16 protein-coding genes are annotated in these 18,270 nt (G+C 48.3%); 9 read left to right on the forward strand and 7 right to left on the reverse strand.

The window, feature by feature from the left end:
- Positions 1–47 precede the first annotated feature (47 nt).
- Entirely contained in the window at positions 48–968 is a 921-nt protein-coding gene (locus MKY01_RS05950; protein WP_017690279.1) for an AEC family transporter, read from the reverse strand.
- A gap of 121 nt (positions 969–1,089) precedes the next feature.
- Here MKY01_RS05950 and MKY01_RS05955 point away from each other — a divergent pair, with 121 nt between their 5' ends.
- From MKY01_RS05955 to MKY01_RS05965, 3 genes are all read left to right on the forward strand, one after another.
- On the forward strand, positions 1,090–1,605 hold the full coding sequence (locus MKY01_RS05955; protein ID WP_100526891.1) for a mismatch-specific DNA-glycosylase: 516 nt from the start codon (positions 1,090–1,092) through the stop codon (positions 1,603–1,605).
- Between the two features lie 141 nt (positions 1,606–1,746).
- The gene (locus MKY01_RS05960; protein ID WP_282319188.1) at positions 1,747–2,322 is read left to right on the forward strand and encodes an RNA polymerase sigma factor; all 576 of its coding nucleotides are present in this window, start codon (positions 1,747–1,749) and stop codon (positions 2,320–2,322) included.
- Positions 2,300–3,913, forward strand: coding sequence for a hypothetical protein (locus tag MKY01_RS05965; protein ID WP_339285846.1), 1,614 nt, complete (start codon positions 2,300–2,302; stop codon positions 3,911–3,913). The genes MKY01_RS05960 and MKY01_RS05965 overlap by 23 nt, the downstream gene beginning before the upstream one ends.
- Positions 3,914–4,146: 233 nt before the next feature.
- On the opposite strand, the gene MKY01_RS05970 is transcribed toward MKY01_RS05965, so the two are convergent.
- Positions 4,147–5,208, reverse strand: a complete 1,062-nt coding sequence (locus tag MKY01_RS05970) for a LacI family DNA-binding transcriptional regulator (RefSeq protein WP_339285848.1) — start codon at positions 5,206–5,208, stop codon at positions 4,147–4,149.
- Positions 5,209–5,322: 114 nt separating this feature from the next.
- Here MKY01_RS05970 and MKY01_RS05975 point away from each other — a divergent pair, with 114 nt between their 5' ends.
- The gene (locus MKY01_RS05975) at positions 5,323–6,642 is read left to right on the forward strand and encodes a glycoside hydrolase family 125 protein (protein WP_339285850.1); all 1,320 of its coding nucleotides are present in this window, start codon (positions 5,323–5,325) and stop codon (positions 6,640–6,642) included.
- 307 nt (positions 6,643–6,949) lie between these two features.
- Here MKY01_RS05975 and MKY01_RS05980 read toward each other — a convergent pair whose 3' ends face one another.
- Positions 6,950–8,005: a Gfo/Idh/MocA family oxidoreductase gene (locus MKY01_RS05980; protein ID WP_339285851.1), complete on the reverse strand. Its 1,056-nt coding sequence runs from the start codon at positions 8,003–8,005 to the stop codon at positions 6,950–6,952.
- Positions 8,006–8,054: 49 nt separating this feature from the next.
- Positions 8,055–8,942, reverse strand: coding sequence for a sugar phosphate isomerase/epimerase (locus MKY01_RS05985; protein ID WP_339285853.1), 888 nt, complete (start codon positions 8,940–8,942; stop codon positions 8,055–8,057).
- 129 nt (positions 8,943–9,071) lie between these two features.
- Here MKY01_RS05985 and MKY01_RS05990 point away from each other — a divergent pair, with 129 nt between their 5' ends.
- The 3 genes from MKY01_RS05990 to sigJ are packed head-to-tail and all read left to right on the forward strand — an operon-like array spanning position 9,072 to position 12,247.
- Positions 9,072–9,968 (forward strand): AraC family transcriptional regulator, encoded by an 897-nt coding sequence (locus MKY01_RS05990; RefSeq protein ID WP_339285854.1) that lies wholly within the window; start codon positions 9,072–9,074, stop codon positions 9,966–9,968.
- Between the two features lie 58 nt (positions 9,969–10,026).
- Positions 10,027–11,346: an FAD-dependent oxidoreductase gene (locus MKY01_RS05995; RefSeq protein WP_339285856.1), complete on the forward strand. Its 1,320-nt coding sequence runs from the start codon at positions 10,027–10,029 to the stop codon at positions 11,344–11,346.
- The gene (sigJ, locus tag MKY01_RS06000; protein WP_339285858.1) at positions 11,336–12,247 is read left to right on the forward strand and encodes an RNA polymerase sigma factor SigJ; all 912 of its coding nucleotides are present in this window, start codon (positions 11,336–11,338) and stop codon (positions 12,245–12,247) included. The genes MKY01_RS05995 and sigJ overlap by 11 nt, the downstream gene beginning before the upstream one ends.
- Before the next feature lie 20 nt (positions 12,248–12,267).
- On the opposite strand, the gene MKY01_RS06005 is transcribed toward sigJ, so the two are convergent.
- Positions 12,268–12,951 carry a serine/threonine protein kinase gene (locus tag MKY01_RS06005; RefSeq protein ID WP_076329467.1) on the reverse strand — a complete coding sequence of 228 codons (684 nt, stop codon included), beginning with the start codon at positions 12,949–12,951 and terminating at the stop codon, positions 12,268–12,270.
- Between the two features lie 536 nt (positions 12,952–13,487).
- On the opposite strand from MKY01_RS06005, the gene MKY01_RS06010 reads away from it, so the two are divergent.
- Positions 13,488–14,405, forward strand: a complete 918-nt coding sequence (locus tag MKY01_RS06010; protein ID WP_076329468.1) for a PD-(D/E)XK nuclease family protein — start codon at positions 13,488–13,490, stop codon at positions 14,403–14,405.
- Positions 14,406–14,572: 167 nt separating this feature from the next.
- On the opposite strand, the gene ald is transcribed toward MKY01_RS06010, so the two are convergent.
- A complete protein-coding gene (gene ald / locus MKY01_RS06015) occupies positions 14,573–15,706 on the reverse strand; it encodes an alanine dehydrogenase (RefSeq protein WP_339285860.1) in 1,134 nt (377 codons plus the stop codon).
- Between the two features lie 189 nt (positions 15,707–15,895).
- Between ald and MKY01_RS06020 the strand changes: the two genes are divergently transcribed.
- Entirely contained in the window at positions 15,896–17,566 is a 1,671-nt protein-coding gene (locus MKY01_RS06020; protein ID WP_339285862.1) for a PucR family transcriptional regulator ligand-binding domain-containing protein, read from the forward strand.
- 59 nt (positions 17,567–17,625) lie between these two features.
- Here the strand turns inward: MKY01_RS06020 and MKY01_RS06025 are convergent, their stop codons facing one another.
- Positions 17,626–17,916, reverse strand: coding sequence for a hypothetical protein (locus tag MKY01_RS06025; RefSeq protein WP_124117151.1), 291 nt, complete (start codon positions 17,914–17,916; stop codon positions 17,626–17,628).
- Positions 17,917–18,270 lie beyond the last annotated feature (354 nt).

The raw sequence follows: 18,270 nt of genomic DNA on the forward strand, positions 1-18,270 counted from the left end.
AAATAAGTCCACAACCTTGCTCATGGGTCATGGACTTATTTTTCGTTTCAGAACGTTTTGGCATAAGAAATCAGTGCTGTTATCGTGATGATGTTAAGCAACGTTGAGATTAGCACCGTCTGGGCTGCAAAATCTGGTTCGTTATCGTATTCTTCTGCGAGAATGGATGCATTGACACCCGTCGGCATACCGGAAGCGATAATAAGTGCCTGTGCAGCGATACCTTCCAACCCAAGCAGTAGCACAATTGAAATCCCGATAGCCGGGCCAATCAGAAGACGCAAAAATGTGCTAATATACACATCAAGACGGTACAGTTGAATTGGATATTTTACAATCTGTGCCCCGAGTGTCAGAAGCGCCACGGCAACCATACTTTGCTGCGCATAGGTCAGTGGCATGGACAGGAACGTAGGCAAGGGAACCTTCCACATGTGTAACAGAATCCCTAGCAAGAGCGCATATGGAACAGGCATTTTAAGAAATCCAATAATCACGGCACGGTAATTACCTTTGAGCTTCGCGCCCTGAATGGACAACACGCCATAGGTAAATGTCAGTAATGCCTGCAAAGACATGACCAGTGCCTGAATGGAAGAGGCGAGTGGATCCCCGCGGAATACCAGTGCATTGATGGGCAGTCCGTAGTTGCCTGCGTTATCCAGCATAATACTGTTGTTGAAAGCAGCCTTCATGCCTTTATTCATCCGAAGTGAGCGCGCAAATACAGAACCTACAATATAGAGAATCAATACATATATCGCGTAAAAGAGTGTCACGGTCCCAAGCAGTTCGCCTGACATATCCGAGTGGTACATGCTCATAAAGACGGCTGCGGGGGTAATACAATAGAAATTGATTTTGGCGAGGGTGTACAAGTCCAGCTTGAACACCTTTTGCATCCAGGACCCGACGGCGATCAGGAGAAAGACGGGCAGGACGACTTCAAGCATGATGTCTGCAATCATTAGTTCAGCTTCCTTTTTCATGAAAATTTCAATCCGATTTCGAAAATACTTTGCTTATTATATCATTTTATACACACACGAAAGATTTAATTAGCTAAAAAAGATAAGGGGGCTTCCCATCATGATTCCAGATCATCTGGATGTTGGTTTATCGATATTGTTTATAGGCTTCAATCCGAGCATTACGTCTGGAGAGACGGGTCATCATTATGCTTACAAAGGAAACCGGTTCTGGCGCATTCTTGAACGTTCGGGATTAACCCCGCGTTTATATGATGCACAGGAGGATGGAGAGTTGCTGAAGCTGGGATATGGATTCACGAATATTGTGGCCCGTCCCACCAGAGGTATGGAGGATATTACGAAGGAAGAGTACGCAGAAGGACGACAGATTTTACGGCAAAAGTTGGAGAAATACCGACCGGACATCGCTTGTTTTGTCGGAAAAGGAGTGTACACCCAGTACAGCAAGCGTACCAAAGTGCAATGGGGATTTCAGGACGACCCGGTCGTCAAGGAAATTCAGGAATTCGTCGCCCCATCGTCCAGTGGACTCGTGCGCATGTCGATGGATGAGATTGTGGCGATCTATTCCCAGCTTGCTGATTTTGTTGCGGAGAAGAACAGGGAAGATTAGGAGGCAAGTAAGCAGAGTTCACCCAGTCGGTTTTGCCGGTAGGGCGAATTCTTTTTTTTGGATAAAGTGAGAGGTTTCGGGAACGGCTTCCGTCTATATAGTACAGAACCATGCATGGAAGCTGTAGAGAAGGGGGATTACATGAATCAACAGATACCGGAGGAGGAGCTTATTCAGCGTATTGTTGCAGGGGATAAGCAGTTGTTCTCCGTGCTAGTGGATCGATATAAAAATAAAGTCTACGGCATCATGCGCGGAATGGGCGCGAGTCATCCGGATGCAGAGGATCTCGCTCAGGATACGTTCATTCGTATCTATCGTCATCTCCCGTCGCGGCGGGAGGGAAGAAGTTTCTCGTCGTGGGTGTACACCATTGCGGTGAATCGGATGCGGGATTTTATACGGGAAAAGAAACCCGTCATGTCTTCGGTCGATCAGGGGATCGAACCTGTCAGTAATGAAACACCTGAAAAGCGTGTGCTGCATAAAGAGATGCAGCGTGAAATATACCGACAGCTCGAACAGTTACCTGAATCGTATCGCCTGGTGTTATTACTGAAGTACACAAACGAGTTGAGCTATGAAGAGATTGCAGACATTACAGGCATGAGTTCAACCAAAGTGCGCAACGCCCTTTATCGCGGGAAAAAAACGCTGAGGAAGCAAATGGAACGCAAAGGAGGTTTAGCTACGTATGAAGCCTATTTCAAAGGATGAAGATCGGTTATGGGAGGAGCACCTGTACCGTGAGGAGCCGGATGCGGATTTTACGCTTAAGGTCATGCAGAAGCTGGATGGCGTGTCTATGGAAAGTGGAGAAGATCAGTATCCATTCGTGAAAAAATCCATGAGAGCGCATTGGATGCGTCGGACTGGAATCGCTGCAGCGGCAGTTGCGATTCTTGCGGGAGGGGCCTGGTTTGCTTTTGAACGAACAACAGAGCCGCCCTACCCCTCAGTGAGTGCTGTGGATCACCCGCCACTACCGAACATGGCTGTGCCGGAAGAGTTGAAATATTCCTATTTTGCAGATGATTACAAACGTCTTAAACCTCTCGGACTTGTAGTTAATCCGGATATCAATATCAATGACCAGGGCTACACGCTTAAAATTGAAGACGTGCTTGTAGACCGATCACATATGGTAATGACCATGCAACAAACAACACCTGATGGATTAGGGTTATCACGGTCACTGTCTGCGATGGGGAGAATTCATGTTACGGATGAAGAGGGACGACAGGTTGCTACTCTTGCAAGAGATACCAGAACTAAGGGTTCTGTAACTGAACGATTGTTATTCCAGTTTGATGATGAAATTCCGGATCAGGTGGTCGTGCGGGGTGAACTGCGTAATCTAAATGTGGGCGGATATTATGATTACGAGAAGAAATCCTACGAAGATAGAGATGTTACGGTGGATTGGAGCTTCCAATTCAATATCGATATGACCAAAGCCAAATCATTGGCTGTTGAAAATTCTATGGATAACACATATACGTCGCCAGAAGGACTAAAGCTTGATATGACACAGCTTGTACGCACGCCAAACGGAACCCGGCTTGACCTGAATGTGAGTCTGGATGATGAACTTCGTGCCAAAGTTGATGAGAATTGGGCGAGCTATATGAGTATCATCTACCATCTTGAGATTCCTGAAACAAATGAATATCGAATTTTCAATGGAATAAGACCAGATGCCCGTCAAGCCAAGTTCCAGCTCCAAGATCAGAGTGACTTAAGGAACGGTGGGCCGTTGAAGTTGTCAGAGACATGGGACCCTGCGTTGGTAACGGTAGATGCGAAGAACATTCGCTTTGTTCTGGATGGTTACACCCTCCCGGTGAAGGAAGAGAAATCAGTGGAAGTTGATCTGAAGAGGATGCGTAAGGACGTTAATTTTTATACTTTTGTACATTTTGAACAGCTTGGAGATGAAATATTGTTTTATGATTTTGAGTACGAGCCACTGATGGAATCGTATGATCCTCCGAAGATTGATGTAAAGGAAGGGTATTCACTAGTTCTGAAGGGGAGTGGGACGTTCCGAAATGCTTTCATGGGTGATCGCTGGGTTGCAGTAGATTCGGATGGAAAAGAGTATCCTGTTGAAGTGAACGGTTATCCGGATCAACCTAATAATAACGGTGAATACGTTGAAGATGATCTGCAATTAAAAATTCGGGGGTTTAACGAAGAAAATGGAACGAAATTCACTTTGAAGCGAACCGCAGTTAACCGAGAGTATCGTGATGTGAATTGGGAAGTGGATCTTCCGTCGTACGATAACCTGCCTTGGGTGAAATAACCAGTAGTACAATTCCCAGACATGAAGTAAATGAAGCTTCGAATGGATGATATAAGGATGGGTAGATGGATCATCAGATTTAAGTGTGAATGTACAGGAATATAAGGATATAAGCCTAATATACGAAAAAGGCCCTGCATAATATGCGGGGCCTCTTTCGTTTGCACCAGACTTACGGGGACAGCAAGTACCTAAAGAATTCATCTTCAGAAAAGAGCAGTACCCTTTCCGAATTATGCCGATTCCCTTGGAATCAACGTAGTGGATAACATAACCGTTTCTTTTGGTGTCCCCGGGCGTTCGATTCGGCGTTGCAAAGCCTCGACCGCGCGCTGTCCAAGTTCCTCTTTACACAGATTAACTGTGGTCAGGGGCGGGGAGGACGTAACCGCAGAGTGTACATTGTCGATACCGATGACAAGGCAATCTTTAGGTGTGGAGATGCTTATCTCCTGTAGTTTGTGCATCCATTGCAAAGCAATATCATCATTAACACCGATCCAGGCGTCAGGACGTTCGTCATCTGGCATGTTTTGAATTTTGGTGGCCAATTGGTTAACCCATTCCCCGTTCTCATACGGAATGTTCCATTCTCTGAAGCTGGTCGTATGACTGGTGTCCACATGGAAATGATTCAAAGCCAACTCAATCCCGATTTTCCGCTGGGCGAAGCTCGCAGCACGACCATCATCTGTGATGAGGCCGATCCTTCGGCAATTCATAGACATTAGATATCTAGCCACGGTGATGCCAGCTTCCAGATTATCATGGCTGATCGTATCACAATTCAGCAGGGGCTCCTGATGATCTACCAGAATAATAGGACGGCCTGTCTGAGAGAGTCTTTGCAGAACCGTATGAGGGAAAGCCCCCATGACAATAATCCCGGCACAACGTTCCCAGTCCAAATGAGGAGCAATGGCTTTTTCGGGAGAGGTGTTCTCGTCCGTCACTCCGAGTGAGGGAGATACAATGGCATGATGCCAACCACGCTCATTACAGGCGGAGATCATGCCTGACAGAACACGTTGCCAGTAGTGGGGTTCACCGCGGTTGAGCTGATTCATGCAAATGAGAACAAACGGTGGATCGGACGGATCTGCATGGTTTGCAGTAGCAGAACTATTGCTAGTACCTGGAGTACTTTGGCGATACCCCAGTGCCCGAGCGAGTTCCAGAACCCGTGCGCGTGTTCCTTCACTGACACCCGTCTTGCCACTGAGTGCGCGGGAGACGGCATATTTGGATAATCCGAGCTGGTCAGCCAGCGTCTGAATGGATACTTTGCGTGACATATCATTACTCCTTCATTTGACGATCATCTTCTGACACAGTACACTTACAAATAATAATGTTATTATAAATTATCATAACAAAAATAACAATATAGTTATAAGGAGACGACATCCATGGAACAGTTCAGATTACCGAAAATCCCTATGCCGCATCTGGAATTGCCGCAAGCTGTGCAGGATATTCTGACTGAGGCGGACGAGCGTTTGCAACATCGACCGAGATTGCTGACTCAGTTTCGCAATTGTTTTCCGAATACACTGGAAACGACCACGAAGCTACTGGAGGATGGGACAACCTTTGTGATTACAGGGGATATTCCCGCTATGTGGTTACGGGATTCCGTAGAGCAGGTCATGCATTATGTTCCACTTGCGAAGGATGATGAGAAGTTGCAGCGTATTATCGGAGGCCTGATCAAACGGCATACGTTCTACGCTGATCAGGATATCTATGCCAATGCGTTCAATGAAACAGCGAATGGATGGCATTGGGATGCCAATGATGAGACGGAGATGTCACCTTGGGTGTGGGAACGGAAGTTTGAATTGGATTCTCTTTGTTTCTCCATGAAGCTGGCTTATACATATTGGCGGGAGACGGAACTTACGGATATATTCGATGAGCGCTTCAAGAAAGTGATGGAGAATATCGTACAACTATGGGAGACGGAGCAGCATCACGAAGAGCAATCACCTTACCGGTTCATGCGGCGCAATTGTCCTGCCCATGATACGCTACGTAATGAAGGATTGGGTATGCCGGTGAATTATACGGGGATGATCTGGTCCGGATTTCGTCCGAGTGATGATGCCTGTGATTTTCATTATAATATTCCGGCGAACATGTTCGCTGCGGTAACCTTGCGCCAGATGGGGGAGATCGCGAAGTGGGTGTTCCGAGATGAACAACTGGTAAGCCGGATGGCTCGTTTGGAAGAAGAAATACGACATGGTATTGCCCTGTACGGTACTTACCGTCATCCAGAGTATGGGCAGATTTATGCCTATGAGACGGACGGTTACGGCAACTTTTGTCTGATGGATGATGCGGGCACACCTGGACTGATGTCTATACCGTATATGGAGTATGCTTCGATTGTAGACAGGGTGTATCAGAACACACGGCGATTCATTTTAAGTAAGGAAAATCCGTTTTATTATGAAGGGCGGGTAGCCAAAGGTATTGGTAGCCCTCATACCCCTCCGGGATATATCTGGCACATGGCGCTATCCATGCAGGGTCTGACTGCAGACAATGATGAGGAAATACTGGCGATGATTGAATTGCTGGAGAACACGGATGCGGGTACTGGATATATGCATGAGGGTTTCCACGCCGATGATTCCAGCACGTTCACCAGACCATGGTTTGCCTGGTCCAACAGCCTGTTCTCGCAGTTGGTGTATAAGGCAATGAAAAAAGGAATTCTTTAAAATGATGAAAGTTCCAAAAAAATTGCTCACTGCTCGTGAAGCAGCCGTTCCGGTTACGAATCGTTCTTTTGATCGCTGTTATCCCCGGATTTCCTGATCGACTTTTGTAAAGTCGAAATCCGGTGATAAAGGCGAACGCTTTGCTTCTTCAGAATCGATTTCGTCCCCTACACTACTTTCACTATCGAGCGCGACTGTTTTTGAACGATATCATTTTTAGAATAGGAGAGTAGGTAAAAACAAGAAAGCCCAAACTGCTGAACTTTGCAGTTGGGCTTTGTTTAATATGAAAAACACAGGCGCTTCGCTATGTGTTTTTCAGTAGATCGGCGATGAACACTTTCTGGCCTGTGCGGGCGCTTTCCAGGGAAGCGAGGACCATGGCCATGCTGAACTGGTTATCACTGCAATCGGTCTCAGGCAGTCGGCCGGATTCCAGTGCTACGAACATGTCTTCGAGACAACCGTGATGTCCTGTTTTGTCCATGACAGGCAGTTCCGCTTCAATCCGCTCGCTTGGCTGGAAAAAGGATGGTTTGCCGTCAGCATCCAGGCTTTGCGCAGTAACTACTTCAGCATAGATGTCATCATGACCATCCCAGATGGCGGTACCTTTTTCACCGATTACGCGCCAGCTTGCTTCCCATGATGTGGGTACACCTTCTGCGCACCAAGATCCGCGATAGTTGAATACGGACCCGTCAGACATCTCAAATATACATAACGCCATCGCATTGCCCTGATACCAGGAACCTGGAGGATTGAACTCATGGCAGTACACAGATACCGGGTTGGCTCCGAGAATATACCGTGCCTGATCAAATGTATGTATTGCCATATCGAGCAGTAGCGGGCTATCCATCAGGTCCCGGAATCCGCCGAAGTGTGGCCCGAGGAAAAAGTCAGCCCCTGCGTAACCTACCTGCCCTATAGCTCCGCCGGAAATGAGGTGCTGGTAGGCGCGGATACGCGGATCAAAACGGCGATTCTGCATGACGGCTTGAATGTGTCCTGTGCTGCGAGCGGTTTGCACAATATCTGTGCAGTCGGAGAAGGACTCTGCCAGTGGTTTCTCGCCAAACACGTGACATCCTTCCTTCAAGGCTGTCATGGCAATGCCGTAATGACTCGCCGGAATCGTGACATCAAATACGATATTTGCACCAGTCGTTTGAATGGCTTCACGGATATCGGTGAACGTAGGGCAGGTGAGGCCATGTCTTGTAGCAAAAGCAAGGGCTGTCTGTTCATATAGATCGACCAGTCCGACGATTTCTGTATCCGGCCTTTGCAAGGCATAATCCGCCCATGTGTTTGCCATGGCACCGCAGCCAGCAATAATTACCCGATAAGGATGAGTCATGTTCTCATCTCCTTTGCATGGAATTGTGTTATACAGCTCGCATGGTTTCCTATACCGGATTGGGCACAAAATCGCCGCCGCGGCATTGTTTCAAATATCGCAATGCATGCACCTGTCCGGTCATTTCGAGTTCGTCTTTGTAGACAGGATCATGCCAGCCTTCAATGTCAATCGTACCCTGATAACCGTTCTGGCGCAGAATGGTGATAATGTCTGCCCAGTTGTTATCCCCGAAGCCGGGTGTGCGGTGCCAGACAAATTCACGTGGTCCATGCACGCCGTATTCCTTGACAATATCCCAGGCAATCGTGGCATCTTTGCCATGTACGTGGAAGACTTTATGTGCCCATTTGCGTAGCTGTGGAATAGGATCAATCAGGCTGGACATTTGATGGCAAGGCTCCCACTCCAAGCCTACATTTTCATCCGGAACAGCATCAAACATCATCTCCCAGGCCGTCGGGTTATGGGCAATGTTCCAGTCGCCCGTCTGCCAGGTTCCACCCATATCACAGTTTTCAAAAGCAATGCGTACACCCTGGTCTGCTGCCCGGCGTGCCAATTCACCAAATACTTCCTTGAACCGGGGGATAGACTCGTTAATGGGTTGATCGGTCAGACGTCCGGTGAACCCGGAGACGATATCTGCACCAAAGAGCTGTGCATGATCGATAACTCGCTCCCAACTTGCCAATGTATCGGCGTTGTCTCCGGCTCCGGTGAGCGGATTACCAAATACACTCACCGCGGAGATGACAATGCCTTGTTCGTCCACGATTTCACGGACACGTTTGGCTGTCTCAGCCAGGTCCAGGTCACCAGTTGTTTGCCAGAAGGTCAGGTTAAATGATTCGAAGCCATGTTGCATGATCTGCGGGATAACGCGGACGGCGTCCTGCCCGCCTACAAGGGTACCGATGCGTAATGATTTATTCATGGTTGTATTTCACTCCAATATTGGCTTATAGTACTTCGTGACACACTCATTATAGCCGTGGATTAACGGGATGGCTCTAAACAATCTTGTGTAATAATAGTCGGATCTTGTGAAGAGGGGGAAGAAGTCGTGCTGGATCTGAAAGCGCTTCACGAAAATACCCGAATTGACCATAAATCACATCCATTTCAGCTGTTCCAAAATCGGTGTTCAGATATGAAAGCGGAAGAATGCATTTTGTATTTGCATTGGCATGAACATTTTGAGCTGATTATTATGCGCAAGGGCAGTGCGCTGTTTCATATTGATAGCAAACCTTATATGGTTCGAGCAGGTGAGGTCATCATCATTCCTGGAGGTACATTGCATGTTGGATATGCTCTGGATGACGGGGACGTGCATTATGATTCCGTTGTGGTCAACCGTGCACTGTTCCATGATTTCACTCATGATCCTGTGCACGAGCAATATGTCGCGCCGTATTTGGAAGGAAGAGTGAGATTTCCGGTCAAACCGGCAGAGGAAAACACAGCCTGCACAGGCTATTATTCTTTATTGAATGAAGCTGTGGAGGAAATGGCGTTACAGCCCCCGGCTTATCAGCTCGTGGTGAAATCCAAGTTGCACGCCTTGTTCACCCTGCTTGCACGAACCTTTATGCCGCAGCAGCTACCGGATAAAACGGTCGGATCGTATTTTCCAAACCGCGAACGTTTCAAACAGTTGATCGCACAGATTGAAGCGGACCCCACAGGTAAGATGTCTGTTACGGAAGCGGCGAGTCATGTGGGATTAAATGCGTATCACTTCTGCAAAATGTTTAAAAAGCTGACCGGACGTACCTTTGTGGAATACGTGAACGGGTGCAGGATGAGTGAGGCAGAGCAGCTGCTGCAAGGCAGCAGTCTGACCATTACGGAGATCGCCGCCAGAGTCGGCTGCGACAACGCCAACTATTTTACAAAGTTATACAAACAGTACAAGGGAGTAACTCCTTCTGGGGGGCGAATGAAGAAGCAAGTCTGAGTCACAAAAGTCCGCTGCTCATCGTCATGTATGCATTAAGCGGAGGGGATTGATGTACATGACAGAGCATCATAATGAGCCAGTATGGGATGTTATCATCATTGGAGCAGGCATTGCCGGTTTAACCGCCTCGATTTATCTGGCCCGTGCAGGAAAGACTGTACTGTTGCTCGACAAAGGGGTAAAGCTCGGAGGACGCGCTATCTCAAATGAGATTGCGGGAGCACGCGTGAACTTGGGGGCTCATGCTCTCAGTAAAGCAGCGTTGCCCATTCTCCATGAGGTAGGCGTCACACCTATCGGATCAGTACCGAAACCGCCAGATACATTGGTGTTTGAAGGAACAAACGGCGGGAATAAGACAATTTCCCTAGCACAGCTCTTGCTCGGATCGTATTTGAAATGGAGAGAGAAGTGCCAGCTTCTTCGGTTCTACAGTTCTCTCCGAAAGGTAGATACATCCGTTTTGCATAACGTTAGTTTGCGTGATTACCTGGAAACCCTGGTATCCAGTCTACGTGTACGTAGTGTCGTATTTGCGCTCGTTCGTTTGAGCACCTATTGCGATGCTCCTGATCAGGTAAGTGCTTGCGCCGTCATTGAACAACTCAAACAGGACCAAGTATTGTATATAGATGGAGGTTGGCAATTCCTCGTTAGTCGGCTCACAGAACAAGCTCAGCAGGCGGGTGTATCCATCCGCACAAGCTCGGTCGTACGAGAAATTGCCGGAAGTTATCCTCAGATGATGGTTTCCTTAAAAGATGGTTCACAGTTGACGACTCGCCATGTCTTATCAACGGCTGGCCCATTGGATACTTTAGCTCTGCTTAATCCTGCTCTTTCACCCATTGAAGCCAAACTGTATCACAAGTTAACTCCTGTTCGAGCCGCATGTCTGGATCTCGTCGTGTCCGGGATGCCTCAACCGAAAACAAAATTTGTTTTAGGCGTAAATCATCCTTGGTACTACTCCAACCATTCCGCCGCGGCCTCCTTATCAGAGAACCCTGTACATGAAGTTGTGCATGTGATGAAGTATTTGTCGGAATCATCAAAATCGGATCCAAGGCAGGATGAAGACGAACTAAAGGGCTTTCTCGATTTGATTCAGCCGGGGTGGCGCCAGCATATCATTAAGCAGCGGTTTCTTCCACGAATGCTTGTCTCACATGGCAGTGTCACAGCTGAGAACGGAGGTCTCTCGGGTAGACCTGGATCTGAGATCACAGGAAGACCGGGGCTCTATGTTGCTGGCGATTGGGTAGGGGATGAAGGGATGCTGATTAATGCCTCTCTGGCGAGCGCAAAACGGGCTGCTCAAATGATAATAGAAGGTAGAGGAAAAGATAAGGAAGGAATACATTATGGAGATTGAATTGGTATACAGGACATATAGACCCCTTCTTCTTTCTGTCGCATATCGTATGCTGGGATCTGTCATTCATGCTGAGGATGTGGTTCAGGACGCATTTGTAACAGTACAGCAGCAGGGTATTCATAAAGAGAGTAGCTCTGTTCGGAACCTGAAAGCATACTTATGCAAAATGGTAACTAACCGTTGTCTCGATTACTTGAAATCAACACGTAAAAAAAGGGAACTATACGTCGGAACATGGCTACCGGAACCTCTGGTGCAAAATTATAAGGCTGCTCGAGAATCAGTATCAGCCGTGGAACATGATCCACTTCAAACGATTGAACTGGAAGATACGATTTCGTACGCCTTCCTGGTCATGCTTGATCGGCTAACCCCAATTGAGCGCGCGGTATTTATTCTGCGAGAAGCTTTTGAATTTGATTATGGCGATATAGCAGACTTCTTGAATAAGACGGAGGTCGGCTGCCGGAAAATATACAGTCGTCTTAAACGTAAAATCCAGGACGAGCCGGAAGTCGAGTTGACTCCCAGCGTTCAGTCCGAGCAGCTTGCGCTTCGTTTCCTCCAAGCCACGTCGAGTGGAGACATGGGAGGACTATTAAAAATGCTTTCCCACGATGTCGCCTTGTACAGTGATGGTGGTGGTAAAGTTGTGGCAGCAATTAAACCCGTTACATCATGCCAGCGGGTGCTAGCGTTCATTCAAGGGCTCTTATCCAAAGGGGACAGCGCTGGTATTGTACGTCTGGTCAAGGTCAATGGACAACTAGGATTTGTATTAAGTAGCCCCTCTGAGGCATTCCCGACTGTGGTCAGCCTAGCTTTTAGAAACGATTGTGTTGAGCGGATCTATATCTTGCGTAATCCGGATAAGCTGCAACATCTGAATTTAGGTTAAAGTGAAGTGAATTTGGATACTCATTTCATAAATCTGGAGAACAGACGATTGGCTTTCTTGGCGAGGTCGTCCATTTTGACGTTGGCATGATCGAACTGATTGTATCCCCATTTGATCGTTTGCAGCATGCGTGGAGATATGGGCGTTCCTTTGATCCGCGGATAGATGTTGTGATAAGCCCAGACGAGATGCTCCCAGCGATTGTCATTGCCGTCCTGGATATACTCGGATACGTCAATCACTTTCCCGCGTCCATCCTGAAGTATTACATTTTTCAGATGAATGTCGCGAGGGTTCAACCCGCGGCTGCGAACAGCTTCTCGCGCTGCGTCCACATCGAGCATCACCTGCTCGGGGACAGGGATTCCTTTTTCCAAACATTCCAGCAAGGTATCCCCGGGTTCAAAACTGATCACGAGTACATTCCGGCCACTGCCGTAATAGGTAGGGAAGTATGGCAGGCCTTTGAGCTGCTCGTATACCTGTTTTTCATTTTCGAGTTTGTCCAAGGCATGATCCGAGTACATTTTGAAGGCATACTGCGGCAAGCCGTCATACGTAAATACAGCCGCATCCGTACCTGTGCCAATGCAATTCAATCCTTCTACATCGCCGATGATGTTCACGAGCTCATTCCGGTCGCTTCCGATGACTTGGATCTGTTGTAATGCTTCTTCCGCCTGGAACCAATCCGGTCGATTCATGGGTGGTGCCTCCTTTTAGGATATGCCTGTACAATTTTTTTTCATATAATCATTTTCTAACGAACCGAGTAAGTCTTATTTCACGTAAATCGCCAGATCTGAAAATGTAACGAATCAGAGACAAGCTATTGGCTCATTTGCTCGCAGTAAACACGTTCTCCAACCGAAATAAGACTAATTAGCTTGTCTGGGGTTCGTTAGATTCCGTAAAACCTCGTGATCCACGTGATAAGGTGTGTGAGATTCGTTAGCGCCGGGCCTGCACTGGCCCCGCACTGGCCCCGCACTGGCCCCGGGCTAGATCCGAACTAGCCTCCCGGTCCCGAATTCGCTGCCCTCTATAGAGTATATTATGCGTTCTGCTCCGCAATTTCATCTTTTGGTGATGTTACTATATAAACGATACGGATCGAATCGGAAACGGTTGCGTCAGAAGAAAATAACGGAAGCGCGCTTGCGACAAGGTTGCCCGGGCTTTATACTGTGAGCATTAAGGGATCTCATGCAGATCCGGCATACAGAAAGGCAGATTACTTATGGCACAATACCCGCAGTGGTCTTATTCGCAGTCGCGGGCGAGTATGTTCGATGAGTGCCTGCGCAAATATTATTATCATTATTACGGTGCCCATAACGGCTGGAAGACAGACTCTGCTGATGAGATGCAGGTTCGTCTGTATCGTCTGAAGCAGCTCAGCAATCTGTATCTTGTCTTCGGGGATCTCGCGCATCGGATGTGTGAGTCGGCGGTACGCAGCAGGGAAGAGGGCAAAGATAAACCGCGTGAACACTTCCTGGAACAGACGATACGCAAGCTGCTGAATCAGGCGTATGTGGAATCCATGGACGCGGATCAGTGGCGACTGAACCCCAAGAATCGCACGATGTTGTCCGAGATCTATTACGGGGATGATACGTTAAATGACCGGATCGCCACGATTAAGGAACGGGCTTCGGCCTGTGTCGGTAACCTGTACCAGACGCTTACGTGGGAGGACTTGTCCCGAGCAAGTACGGACATTCTGGAGATTGAGAAATGGGATACCATGATGCTGCACGATACGCGTGTGTATGTGAAGATGGATTTATTGTATCGACGCAGTAACGGCAATATTGTTATTGTGGACTGGAAGACGGGCAAAGAAGATGACTTCTCAGATCAGCTAATGCTGTACGCGTCCTATGTAAGGGAGCACTACCGAATTCCTTTGGAGCAGATTGAGCTTCGTGTGGAGTACTTGTTAACCGGAAAACACCGGGAGTTTACAGCGACAGAAGAGGATATCCGGAAGGTGGAGGAGAACGTGGGTCGTTACATTGAGGAGATGCGGTCCTGCGTGGAGGATGAGTATTACAACCGTCCCAAGGACGTCACCTACTTCACAGCGATGCCATCGCATCGGTCCTGCCGGGATTGCAACTTCCGCGAAGTGTGCAGTGAGCGAGCAGTCTGAAGCGCCAAAACCGGAGCAACCTAAAGGCCTTATACCAAACAACGAGCTATTTCATATGTGAAAAAAAACAAGAAGCGCAAGCCGGGAACATCATCTGCCCGACTTGCGCTTCTATTACGTTCCACAGGCCTGGCGACAAGGCGCCGGGTGGAACGATCATATCAAGATTAATGGACAGCGGCGGTATTCTCCAGCGCCTGACCCGCAGGAACATAGGCATGCCCGAGATCCCGGGCAACCGCCTCATACGTGATGTGTCCATTCAGCACGTTAACCGCGCTGCGAATGGACGAACTGCCGCGAATCGCGGCGGCTGCACCGTGGTTGGCCAGCTGCAGCGCATAAGGCATGGTGGCGTTGGTCAGCGCCACCGTGGACGTACGCGGCACGGCGCCCGGCATGTTCGCCACCGCGTAGTGCACGACGCCATGTTTCACATAGGTCGGTTCATCGTGGGTTGTGATATGATCAATGGTCTCAACGATCCCGCCCTGATCAATCGCCACATCCACAATGACCGAGCCCGGTGCCATCGTCTTAACCACTTGCTCGCTGACAAGTGTTGGCGCCTTGGCGCCCGGAATCAGCACCGCACAGATCAACAGATCTGCCGCCGCAACAGCTGTTGCAATGTTGGACGGGCTAGATACTAGCGTGTGGATCTGATTGCCAAAGATATCATCCAACTGCCGCAGACGATTCAGATTCAGGTCAAGGATGGTCACATCGGCGCCAAGACCAATAGCAATTTTGGCTGCATTTGTTCCCACCGTTCCGCCACCAATAATGACTACTTTCCCCCGACTGACGCCTGGTACACCGGACAACAGAATGCCCTTGCCACCTTCCGTTTTCTCCAGTAACTGTGCTCCGATCTGGGAGGCCATACGGCCTGCAACTTCACTCATAGGGGTGAGCAGGGGTAGGGCACTGTTGACCTCCAACGTCTCATACGCAATAGCAGTTACCCGACTTTTAATAAGGGCTTTGGCAAGCTCCGGTTCCGCTGCGAGGTGCAGGTATGTGAACAGAATCAGTCCCGGACGAAAATATCCATATTCACTGGCAAGCGGTTCTTTCACCTTGATGATCATATCGGCTTCGGTCCACACGGACTTGGCATCAGTCCGAATCTCGGCGCCCGCAGTTTGATATTCATGATCCGTGAATCCACTGCCGATCCCCGCGCCTTGTTCGATCAGTACCTGGTGACCGGCTCTGATGAAATCAGCAGCCCCGGCCGGAGTCATTGCTACACGATTCTCATTGTTCTTGATTTCTTTGGGAATTCCGATTCTCATCACCATGCACCTCGTCCATTTATTGGTTGTTAGCTTATACTACAAGTTTATGACTTGGATAATCGTTTTGCACCTTACTTGATGTCTAATCTTTAGAAATTGAACTCAACATATTGTCGAAAAAGACTGTTCAGGACATTTGTCCATGGATTATAATGTAAGAAAAAATAACACGAAGAGGGATCGCCATTGCGAAATGACCGTGTGTTTACGATCAAAGATATCCTTGCACGTCCGGTATTTGGCCGAGCACGACTAGCGGCAGGGAAGGATGGAGTGAACCGTCAGGTTGGCTGGGTTCATGTATTGGAGATTACCAATGTATCTCCATTCGTAAGCCCCCATGATCTTATTTTATCCACTGGACTGTGGCTTCAATCGGAAGAAGGGCGCGAAGAGTATCTGCTTCAGCTCATTGGCAGTGAGGCAGCCGGGCTGTGTGTGGAGTTTGGTACCAGCATATACGGAATCCCGGAAGAACTGATTGAACTAGCGGACAGACACCAGTTTCCGCTGATCGTATTTGAGCAACCGGTCCGTTTTGTCGAGATTACACAGGATATTCACTCTCTGCTCATTAATCATCAGCACCAACTGTTGAAAAGTCTGGAAGCCTACTCCCGCCAGCTTCAGCAGCGTACATTACAGAGTACGGACATGTCTGCTGTGCTGAACCTGTTGCATGAATACGCTGCAAAACCGGTGGTGTACATCTCGTCTATGGAGCCGGGTAGCTTTGTGCCCGAACTTGCTCCGGAGATGGAGCAAGCAATCTATACCTGGTATGAACAGGAGGTAGAACATCTGGATCTGAATGATTCGGATACTGAATTATGGTTCCACATAGACGAAGAGAAGGCTCTGCTGTGTCATCCGGTCGTCTGTTTTGGCCAGGTATTTTCGGCTGTAGGCATGATTGTGCAACCCGCAGCTCCAGTCGAATATCTCAAGCTGTTGCTCGACTATTCAGCGAAGGCAGCGGCAGCGCTCACGCTTCGCTCCCAGTTTCTTGAAGAGAAGATGGTCCGCAATCAGAACGAGCTGATCCAGGATCTGATGAATGGCAACATCCATCAGGAGGAGCAGGCCCAGACCCGAATGGGACTTCGTTTGCTGGTGAAGGGACAGTACTGGTTTGCGGGAGGGGTCATCGAGATTGAGCATCGATTGAAGGGTACGGGCCGGGAGAGGATGGAAGCGAATCATCAGGATGTTCTTGTCCTGCTTCGTTCCCTGCTCAAGAAGAACAATCTGCCTAGCCTGATTATGCTGAAGAACAACCAGGTATATCTGTGCTGTGCGAAGGAAGCGGTAACGGCCGCTGCACGTCATCAACTGCTGCGATTGCTGGAAGGAATCGCCCTGGATGTGAAGCGGTTTGCCAGCCGCAACTTGAACCAGGTCATGATTCATACCGGATTTGGCAAGTTTCGCAGCCGTTTGACCAGTCTGCCGGAGAGCCTTCAGGAGGCCTATCAGGTGATCGAAGTTTCGAGATCGGTAGATTCGATGGAACATGTTCACTTTTACGAACGTATGGGTATATATCAAATGTTAAAGGCATTACCCCAATCCTTCCTGCAACCCTTTGTCCAGGATCACCTGGGTATGTTGATTGAACATGACCAAACGCATCACCTGCGATTGGTAGAGACGTTGGATGCCTACTTGCAGAACTTTGGTTCCAAACGGGATGCGGCCGCCCAGTTATTTATTCATCGGCAAACGTTGTACAACAGACTGGAGAAGCTGGAAGAACTGATGGGTCCAGGTTACATGGATCAAGGGAGAAGAATCTGTCTGGAGATGGCGTTGCTCGCGCACGTGATGATTGAGAATGGACAGTGGCAATCCTCTTGATGAGGTGAAAGGGATGCAACACAGACTGTGCATCGATCTTACACTACCTTGAGCACAGTCTAGCAGTTTTTACTAATCCGCCGGGTGTGTCGTAATGAAGCAGGCAGGCGTTGCAGAGTGGAAGTGGAGCGTCGGCCCCGATAAAGCTTCGTTTGACCGGAGGAAGGTGCCAGTGATAATGAAGAAGGAGCAGCCAGCCGATACGGGGGTGACGACCGGTCGGGACGTCCTTCCTGTTCTGCTTCATTGTCCTCCATTGAAATGCCACTTTGGTGCAGCCATTCATTAAGTCGTTTAGGATTGATTCCAAGTTGTCCGCTCAGATTACAGATATCGAGGTTTATTCTCACACAAATCCGCCTTTCCTGGAATATCGGGCTGGTAGTAGGGTATGAAAGGGAAGCATGAATTCGAGATCGGTAAATGCTCATGTACATGTTGGCTGTGCTTGATTGGCGGAATGATCCATTATGTTAAGAAGTAGCGCGGAGGTGTCTATGTATACCTTGTAAAAACGTTTCCATGTCCGCTGTTTTGAATATTTACTATAAATTGGCTTTTAACAAGATTCTATCACTTCACATGCAATTGCGCGTCTCAATATAGTCTCAATTTTGTGAGAGAATAGAATCAATTTCATAATACCTTCAGCTGCTTCAATCAAAGGTAGATATAGATCAAAACGATTCAATTTGTCTATATCT

It is taken from the genome of Paenibacillus sp. FSL R5-0486, assembly GCF_037975155.1.
Lineage (GTDB): Bacteria > Bacillota > Bacilli > Paenibacillales > Paenibacillaceae > Paenibacillus > Paenibacillus amylolyticus.

Bases quoted from the DNA above. Each gene is read 5' to 3' on its own strand.
- MKY01_RS05950 (WP_017690279.1), bottom strand. From the start codon at position 968: ATGATTGCAGACATCATGCTTGAAGTCGTCCTGCCCGTCTTTCTCCTG.
- MKY01_RS05955 (WP_100526891.1), top strand. From the start codon at position 1,090: ATGATTCCAGATCATCTGGATGTTGGTTTATCGATATTGTTTATAGGC.
- MKY01_RS05960 (WP_282319188.1), top strand. From the start codon at position 1,747: ATGAATCAACAGATACCGGAGGAGGAGCTTATTCAGCGTATTGTTGCA.
- MKY01_RS05965 (WP_339285846.1), top strand. From the start codon at position 2,300: ATGAAGCCTATTTCAAAGGATGAAGATCGGTTATGGGAGGAGCACCTG.
- MKY01_RS05970 (WP_339285848.1), bottom strand. From the start codon at position 5,208: ATGTCACGCAAAGTATCCATTCAGACGCTGGCTGACCAGCTCGGATTA.
- MKY01_RS05975 (WP_339285850.1), top strand. From the start codon at position 5,323: ATGGAACAGTTCAGATTACCGAAAATCCCTATGCCGCATCTGGAATTG.
- MKY01_RS05980 (WP_339285851.1), bottom strand. From the start codon at position 8,005: ATGACTCATCCTTATCGGGTAATTATTGCTGGCTGCGGTGCCATGGCA.
- MKY01_RS05985 (WP_339285853.1), bottom strand. From the start codon at position 8,942: ATGAATAAATCATTACGCATCGGTACCCTTGTAGGCGGGCAGGACGCC.
- MKY01_RS05995 (WP_339285856.1), top strand. From the start codon at position 10,027: ATGACAGAGCATCATAATGAGCCAGTATGGGATGTTATCATCATTGGA.
- sigJ (WP_339285858.1), top strand. From the start codon at position 11,336: ATGGAGATTGAATTGGTATACAGGACATATAGACCCCTTCTTCTTTCT.
- MKY01_RS06005 (WP_076329467.1), bottom strand. From the start codon at position 12,951: ATGAATCGACCGGATTGGTTCCAGGCGGAAGAAGCATTACAACAGATC.
- MKY01_RS06010 (WP_076329468.1), top strand. From the start codon at position 13,488: ATGGCACAATACCCGCAGTGGTCTTATTCGCAGTCGCGGGCGAGTATG.
- ald (WP_339285860.1), bottom strand. From the start codon at position 15,706: ATGAGAATCGGAATTCCCAAAGAAATCAAGAACAATGAGAATCGTGTA.